This is a genomic window from Pseudomonas juntendi, assembly GCF_009932375.1.
GTDB classification, from domain to species: Bacteria; Pseudomonadota; Gammaproteobacteria; order Pseudomonadales; family Pseudomonadaceae; genus Aquipseudomonas; species Aquipseudomonas juntendi.
On the sequence record NZ_BLJG01000146.1, the window covers coordinates 1 to 8,054 of the forward strand.

Consider the following 8,054-nt stretch of genomic DNA (forward strand, 5'->3'; position numbering starts at 1 on the left):
AACCATAGAATCTCCCACACCGGTAGCGATGCGCTCAAGACCTGTGCTGCACGTGTGGGGCCCGGCTTGCCGACGACAGGGCCGCAACAGGCTGTAGAAAACGTTTGCGAATATCCCGGCCCGACACTCAAGTATTCGCCCGCGACGCCGATTCACTGGCACAGCGTCCCGGAAGAGGGCGCACTTCCCGTCGATAGAAAGCGGGCGGTCAGCGTGATCAGGACGATCCCGGCCTCTTGCCAGGAGCTTCACATGTCTCAACCCCGTGCCCGCATAGCCTCGCAGCTCGGTGTCGCCCTCGCCATCGTGCTGGCGCTGGTGATTTCCGGCAGTACCCTGTTTGCCCTGCGTTCGCTGGACGATGCCAACCTCGCCACACGCCAGGCGCACCTGGGCAGTGAAGCGCGCCTGCTGGCCGACCAGCTCGAAACCTTCCACAGTTCGCTCAAGGACAATACCCAGCGCCTCAGCGGGTTGTTCGAGCGCCGCTTCGCCTCGGGCCTGTCGCTGCATGCCGGTGAAACGGTGCAGGTCGCCGGGCAGGCAACACCGGCGCTGTACCTGGGTGATCATTTGCTGAACAACGATTTTCAGCAGGTTGACGAATTCCAGCAGATGACCGCTGGCATCGCCACGCTGTTCGTGCGCAGTGGCGAAGACTTCGTGCGCATCAGCACCAACCTGAAGAAGCAGGACGGCAGCCGCGCCATCGGCACTCAGCTCGACCGTCAGCACCCGGCCTACCGCAAGTTGCTGGCCGGGCAAATGTACGTTGGCCGCGCCGTGTTGTTCGAGCGCAACTACATGACCCGCTATGTGCCGGTGAGTGACGGCAACGGCCGGGTAATCGCCGTATTGTTCGTTGGCTTCGACTACACCGATGCGCAGAACACCCAGTTTGCCAACCTCAAGCGTTTCCGCATTGGCCAGACCGGTTCGCTGGCCCTGCAGGACGAGAACGGCCAGTGGCTGGTGCCACCAGCCAATGCCGAGCAACCGCTGTACAGCGCAACGGCCGCATTTGCCGAAGGCCCGTGGACGGTGGTGGCGAGCATGCCGATGGCGGAAATCCGTGAGGTGACCTGGAGCGTAGGCCTGCGCCTGGCCATCGGCAGCCTGCTGGCCATGGTCCTGGCGGTGGCGGCTACCCTGTGGCTGTTGCGGCGCAAGCTGCGGCCGCTGGACGCGCTGGTGCGCCAGGCCGAAGCGCTGGGCGCAGGTGACCTGAGCGCGCGGCTGAGCGTGACCAGCCACGACGAAATCGGCCAACTGGCCAGCAGCTTCAACAAGATGGGCGAGGCCTTGTCAGGCATGGTCGAGCACATTCGCAGTGCGTCCGAGCAAGTCAGCTCGCGCGCCAAATCGTTGTCTGGCCTGTCGGCCGGGGCCTGCGAGGGCATGGAGCAGCAGTCCGGTGAAATCACCAGCATGGCCGGTGCGGTAGAGGAGTTCAGCGCCACCTCGATGAACATCGCCGACAACATGGCGGGCACCGAGCGCATGGCGCGTGACAATGCCCAGCAGACCCGCATCGGCCGCAGCGCCATGGATGAAGCGTCGCGTTCGCTGAAGCAGATTGCCGATGCCCTCGGCGGTACGGCTACGGTGATGGACAGCCTGGGGGCGCGCTCGCAGGAAATCGGCGGCATCATCAGCGTGATCACTGCCATCGCCGAACAGACCAACCTGCTGGCGTTGAATGCGGCCATCGAGGCTGCCCGCGCCGGTGAGCAGGGCCGCGGCTTTGCGGTGGTGGCAGACGAAGTGCGCAGCCTGGCCGCACGAACCCGCCAGGCCACGGATGAAATATCCGGGATGATCACCAGCATCCAGCAGCAGACCGGGCACGCCATCACGACGCTGGAGCAGGGTAACCAGCTGATGCAGGAAGGTCTGCAGCGCAATGACAAGGTGGCGCAAGCGCTGGCGCGTATCGACGAGCAGAGCCGTGCGGCGGGTGAGCAGTTCACGGTGATCAGTACGGCGACTCAGGAGCAGAGCAGCACGGCGACGGTGCTCAGCCGCAATTTGCAGAGCATTGCCCAGGCCAACGGCGAGCAGCGCGAGGTGGCCAATGAGCTGGCCTTTACCGCGCGGGAGCTGGAAGGGCTGGCGGCGCAGCTGCGGCAGGAAGTTGATCGTTTCCGCTGATATCGCAGGGGGCCGCTTTGCGGCCCATTCGCGGGCACGCCCGCTCCCACAGGTACAGCGCAAGCCTTGGGCCTGTGGGAGCGGGCGTGCCCGCGAATGGGGCGCCAAGCGCCCCCGGCGATCTACCGGCTTACATCGAACCTAGGTTCAACGCCTGCGCACAAGCCTGCAGCGACCGCCGCTCGCTTTGCGCATACAGCGCCAGCTCATCCTGCACCTGCAGCCCCAATGCCGCTTCAAAGGCATCGCGGTTGGCATTGCTGCCGTACTCGGCCTGCGCATCGTCACCCAGGTTGGATTGGAAGATGCCCGCCGCGCTCACCGGCAGAAAGTCCTCGTAGACCAGCGCTTCGAAGTGCACATGGCCGGCCTCGATCAAGCCCTCCAGGGTAGTCGGGCGACCGTCCTGATCCCGCGCAGCCAAGCCTTTCTCGGTAGCGAAGTAACGGAAATACGCCAGGCCCTGCTCACGCATCTGCGCGAGGTCGTCCGGGAATTCGGCAAAGCTGTCCTTCAGCAGTGTCATGTAACGTTCGGCGTTGGCCTCGGCAGGCGCACCGCCCAAGGCAGCACGGGTGGCATCGAGCAGTTTGTCGTACAGCTGGCGGCCTTTAGGCGTCAGCGCCGCACCCCGCTGTTCAATCTCGCCAAAGCGCGCGGTGTGGCTGCCTTCGCTGCCCTGCTGGTCGCTGAAGGCGACCTTTTCCTGCAGGGCCTTGAAGCTGGTCTGGCGCAGCAGGATCGGGTGGCGGCGTGTGGGCGGGCCTTCCACCACGGCCTTGGGTGGAATGCCCTTGGCCGGCATGCCGACCTGAATGGCATCGATGTCCAGCGTACGCGGGGTCAGGTGGTTGATGTGCGGGCCCTTGAAGGCCACCACGTCGGCAATCAGGCGGTGCTGATCGTGCAACTGCTGATACTGCGCGGCGGTGACGGTGGCGTCCTGGTGCCAGCGGAAGGTGTGCAGGGCCTCCTGCACGAATGCGGCGGCATCGGTGGCATTCAAGCCGCCGTCGCGCTCGCACTGGGCGATCAGTTCGAGGGCGCGCGGGGTGAAGATCTGGCGCTTGGCCAGGATGCTCTGGGCCAGTTCGCGCAGTTGCGGGTTGTCGATCAGTTCCAGGCGCAGCAGCGAGGTGAACACCCGGAACGGGCTGATGTGCAGGGACTGCTCGTGTACCGCGCGAAAGGCGGTGGAGTGCACCGGCACACCGGCAGAGCTAAGGTCGTAGTACCCAACCGGCTGCATGCCCATCACCGCGAACAGGCGGGCGATGGTAGCCAGTTCTGCGGCGGTGCCAACCCGGATGGCGCCATGCCGCTCGTGGTCCAGGCGCTCGATTTCGCCGGTCCAGCGCAGGGCCTCGGCAACGTCGGGCTGCTGGGCCATGACCTGCTGGTTGATTTCGCTCACCAGCTCCAGCAGCGTGCCGTACAGCGGCACTTCCTGTTTGTACATGAGCGACATGGCGGCAGAAAACTGCGCGCGAATGCTGTCGGGGCTGACGAAATCGTGGGCGGGCATCGCTAGCTTCCTGGTTAGGTTCGGACGCTTACATGAAAGCTGGGAATGCACCTTGCTCACAAGCGAAAAAAAGTGAGTGTGTCATTCCTTTTTTGATCGACCTCAAGGGCCATTGGGGCTGCTTTGCAGCCCATCGCGACACAAGGCCGCTCCTACAGGTCGAGGTAGGCCCGGCAACCTCAAACCTGCAACTGCTCGCCGATCCACTCCACCAACGCCCGTACCTTGGGCACCTCCGCCGCATGCTCGGCATACGCCAGGTAATGCGCCCCGGCACTGCGCATGGCGTGATCCCATGGCACCACCAGGCTGCCATCGGCCAGCTCCTTGGCTGCCAGGTAGCGCGGCACCAGTGCTACCCCGCAGCCTGTCTGCGCGGCGCTCAATGCCATATAGAAGGTATCGAAGCGCGGCCCGTGGTAGGCGTTGACGCTTTGCAGGTCCTGCTCCAGGAACCACTCGTGCCAGGCCTCGGGGCGCGAGGTACTCTGCAACAGCACCAACTCGGCCAGCTGTTCGGCGCCCGCCAACTCACGCCCGGCCAGCAGCTCCGGCGCACACACCGGCACCACTTCTTCGCCGAACAGCGCCACGCAGGTGGCACCCGGCCAGGTGCCCTGACCATAGAAGAACACCACATCCGCCGAACCCTGCAGCAGGGCGAACGGCTCCATCTCGTTGCGGATATCCAGGTGGATATTGCTGTGCCGTTTGCCAAAGCCCTTGAGGTGCGGGATCAGCCAGCGCACGCCAAAACTCGGTTGAGTGGCGACCTTCAATATCTCGGTCTGCTCGCCATAGGTGAGCACGTAGCGGCTGGACATATCCACCTGGGTAAGAATCTTGTTGACCTCGGCCAGGTACAGGCTGCCGGCCGGGGTCAGTTGCAGGCGCCGGCGAATGCGCAGGAACAGGTGATGGCGCAGCATGTCCTCCAGCTGCGCCACCTGCTTGCTGACCGCGCTCTGGGTCAGGTGCAGCTCTTCAGCGGCACGGGTAAAACTCAAATGGCGGGCTGCAGCTTCAAAGCACTGCAGGGCGGTCATGGAGGGCACCAGGCGTTTGGACATAGCGGTCTCTGCGATACGGATCATTACCTGGTGGAATGATATGCGGAATAAAGGTCGTTTGTTGTACCTATGTGATCGGATTAATACTGATCCACATCATTTTTCCACCCCATCACCCGATGTAGGAGAAGCACAAATGGTTGCTGGATTGCTCGAGCGCCTTGGCGTTGCCGCCGAGGCTTACACCCAGGGCGATTACCCTGTTCACACGCCGATCGACGGCAGCCAGATCGCCTCGGTGAAACTGCTCGGCAAGGCCGAGACCACCGCCTGCATCGACCAGGCCCAGAGCGCCTTCGAAGCCTGGCGCAGCGTACCGGCACCACGCCGCGGCGAGCTGGTGCGCCTGTTTGGCGAAGTGCTGCGTGCGCACAAGGCCGACCTCGGCGAGCTGGTCTCGATCGAAGCCGGCAAGATCACCCAGGAAGGCCTGGGTGAAGTTCAGGAAATGATCGACATCTGCGACTTCGCCGTGGGGCTGTCGCGCCAGCTGTACGGCCTGACCATCGCTTCCGAGCGCCCAGGGCACCACATGCGTGAAACCTGGCACCCGCTGGGGGTGGTCGGCGTGATCAGCGCCTTCAACTTCCCGGTCGCGGTGTGGGCCTGGAACACCGCACTGGCTCTGGTGGCCGGCAACTCCGTGGTATGGAAGCCGTCCGAGAAAACCCCGCTGACCGCCCTGGCGTGCCAGGCGCTGTTCGAGAAAGCCCTGAAAGCCTTTGGTGACGCCCCGGCGGGCCTGGCGCAGCTGGTCATCGGTGGCCGTGAAGCCGGTGAAGCCCTGGTCGACGACCCGCGTGTGCCGCTGGTCAGCGCCACCGGCAGCACCCGCATGGGGCGCGAAGTCGGCCCACGTGTGGCTGCACGCTTCGGCCGCAGCATCCTCGAACTGGGCGGCAACAACGCCATGATCCTGGCCCCCAGCGCCGACCTCGACCTGGCCGTGCGCGGCATCCTGTTCTCGGCGGTCGGTACCGCCGGCCAGCGCTGCACTACCCTGCGCCGCCTGATCGTGCACCGTTCGATCAAGGACGAAGTGGTTGCCCGGGTCAAAGCTGCCTACGGCAAAGTCCGCATTGGCGACCCGCGCAAGGACAACCTGGTTGGCCCGTTGATCGACAAGCTGTCGTTCGACGCCATGCAGGGCGCCCTGGCCAAGGCCCGCGACGAAGGCGGCCAGGTATTCGGTGGTGAGCGTCAGCTGGCCGAGCAGTACCCGAATGCCTACTACGTGTCGCCAGCCATCGCTGAAATGCCGGCGCAAAGTGACGTGGTCCGCCACGAAACCTTCGCCCCGATCCTCTACGTACTGGCCTACGACGACTTTGAAGAGGCCCTGCGCCTGAACAACGAAGTGCCACAAGGCCTGTCGTCGTGCATCTTCACCACCGACCTGCGTGAGGCCGAACGTTTCCAGAGCGCTGCGGGTAGTGATTGCGGCATTGCCAACGTCAACATCGGCACCAGCGGTGCCGAGATCGGCGGTGCGTTCGGTGGCGAGAAAGAGACCGGTGGTGGCCGGGAATCCGGTTCGGATGCCTGGAAGGGCTACATGCGCCGCCAGACCAACACTGTGAACTACTCGCGCGAGCTGCCGCTGGCACAGGGTATCGTGTTCGACTGATCGGTTGATGCTGCATGGCCGGGGGCTTTGCCCCCGGTTCGCGGGTGAACCCGCTCCTACCGGCACTGCACAGCTTTTCGAACCTGTGCAGCCCCTGTAGGAGCGGGTTTCCCCGCGAATGGGCTGCAAGGCAGCCCCAACAAGAACAAATTGCTGGAGCCGGCCATGTCCGAACTGCGTCAACAATGCTTGTGGGAATTCGTCAGCACACCGAGCGTGGCCGCCCAGGCCCTGGCTGGTGAGCACAAGGCCGATGTGTGCGTGATCGGTGGCGGCATTACCGGCCTGTCGGCGGCCATTCACCTGCTCGAGCAGGGCAAGTCGGTGATCCTGCTGGAGGCCTGGAAGGTCGGCCACGGGGGCTCCGGGCGCAACGTCGGGTTGGTCAATGCCGGTACCTGGATCCGCCCCGACGACGTCGAGGCGACCCTTGGCCAGAAGCAGGGCAGCCGCCTGAACCAGGTGCTGGGTGAAGCCCCGGCTGAAGTGTTCGCAATGATCGAGCGCCTGGGCATCGACTGCCAGGCCCAGCATAAAGGCACGCTGCACATGGCGCACAACGCCACCGGCATTGCCGACCTCGAAGCCCGCCACGGGCAGTGGCGCCGTCGCGGTGCCGACGTGGAGCTGCTGACCGGCGCGCAGTGCCAGGAATACTGTGGCACCGACAAGATTTCCGCCGCGTTGCTCGACCGCCGCGCTGGCACCATCAACCCCATGGGCTACACCCAGGGCCTGGCTGCGGCCGTGGTGCGCCTGGGTGGCCAGCTGTTCCAGCAGTCGGCTGTCGAAGGCCTGGCGCGCGAGGGCGACGCCTGGCGGGTCAAGACGGCCCGTGGCTCGGTACGGGCCGACAAGGTGGTGATTTCCACCGGCGCCTACACCGAAGGCGACTGGAGCAACCTGCAGAAGCAGTTCTTCCGCGGTTATTACTACCAGGTCGCCTCCAAGCCGCTGCAAGGCGCTGAGGCCGACAAGGTACTGCCGCACGGCCAGGGCTCATGGGACACCCGCACCGTGCTCAGCAGTATCCGCCGTGACGACCAGGGCCGCCTGTTGCTCGGCAGCCTGGGCCGGGTCGACAACAAGCCCGCCTGGTTCGTGCGCAGCTGGGCCGACCGCATTCAGAGCCATTACTACCCGGGCCTGGGCAAGGTCGAGTGGGAAATGCACTGGACCGGTTGCATCGACTTCACCCCCGACCACCTGATGCGCCTGTTCGAGCCGGCGCCGGGGCTGGTGGCGGTGACCGGCTATAACGGGCGTGGGAATACCACCGGCACCGTGATTGGCCGGGCGTTTGCCGAGTTCCTGCTCAAGGGTGAGGCCGGCAGCCTGCCGATTCCGTTCTCGCCAATGAGTGGCGTGAGCGCGCCATCGCTGCGCACCGCGTTCTATGAGTCCGGGTTCTCGCTGTACCACGCGGGGCAATGCCTGCGGGTTGTGTTGCATGCACTGGCCCTATCGCCGGCAAGCCAGCTCCCACAGGGATCGCCTTAGGGCTGACAGGTGTTTGCCACAAGGTATGGCAGCGCCTGTTAGAGCGAGCGCCGCCCGCGCGGCGCAATCGCGAGCTGCGCTCGCTCCTACGTTTGTTTCGGGCCAATTATTCCTGTGGGATTTGCGCGCGAACGCCTTGGTGCATGCCTCAATATCGCGCCGTACAAACAAGGCGGCCGCG

Annotated in this window: 5 protein-coding genes and 1 pseudogene; 4 read left to right on the forward strand and 2 right to left on the reverse strand. The window is 64.7% G+C overall.

Annotation, left to right across the window (positions count from 1 at the left end; genetic code table 11):
- Nucleotides 1-252: 252 nt before the first annotated feature.
- Nucleotides 253-1,296, forward strand: a pseudogene (locus GYA94_RS28760) (Cache 3/Cache 2 fusion domain-containing protein); the annotation flags it as partial.
- 132 nt (nucleotides 1,297-1,428) lie between these two features.
- Nucleotides 1,429-2,151: a methyl-accepting chemotaxis protein gene (locus GYA94_RS28765; protein WP_373870404.1), complete on the forward strand. Its 723-nt coding sequence runs from the start codon at nucleotides 1,429-1,431 to the stop codon at nucleotides 2,149-2,151.
- 130 nt (nucleotides 2,152-2,281) lie between these two features.
- Here GYA94_RS28765 and hglS read toward each other — a convergent pair whose 3' ends face one another.
- Both hglS and GYA94_RS18630 read right to left on the reverse strand, forming a co-directional pair.
- Complete coding sequence (gene hglS / locus GYA94_RS18625) at nucleotides 2,282-3,676, reverse strand: 2-oxoadipate dioxygenase/decarboxylase HglS (protein WP_161892859.1); 1,395 nt, start codon at nucleotides 3,674-3,676, stop codon at nucleotides 2,282-2,284.
- A gap of 179 nt (nucleotides 3,677-3,855) precedes the next feature.
- Nucleotides 3,856-4,746 (reverse strand): LysR family transcriptional regulator, encoded by an 891-nt coding sequence (locus GYA94_RS18630; protein WP_009682137.1) that lies wholly within the window; start codon nucleotides 4,744-4,746, stop codon nucleotides 3,856-3,858.
- A gap of 136 nt (nucleotides 4,747-4,882) precedes the next feature.
- On the opposite strand from GYA94_RS18630, the gene amaB reads away from it, so the two are divergent.
- Both amaB and amaA read left to right on the forward strand, forming a co-directional pair.
- Entirely contained in the window at nucleotides 4,883-6,373 is a 1,491-nt protein-coding gene (amaB, locus tag GYA94_RS18635) for an L-piperidine-6-carboxylate dehydrogenase (RefSeq protein ID WP_009682136.1), read from the forward strand.
- Nucleotides 6,374-6,538: 165 nt separating this feature from the next.
- Nucleotides 6,539-7,873 carry an L-pipecolate oxidase gene (amaA, locus tag GYA94_RS18640; protein WP_161892860.1) on the forward strand — a complete coding sequence of 445 codons (1,335 nt, stop codon included), beginning with the start codon at nucleotides 6,539-6,541 and terminating at the stop codon, nucleotides 7,871-7,873.
- Nucleotides 7,874-8,054: the final 181 nt, after the last annotated feature.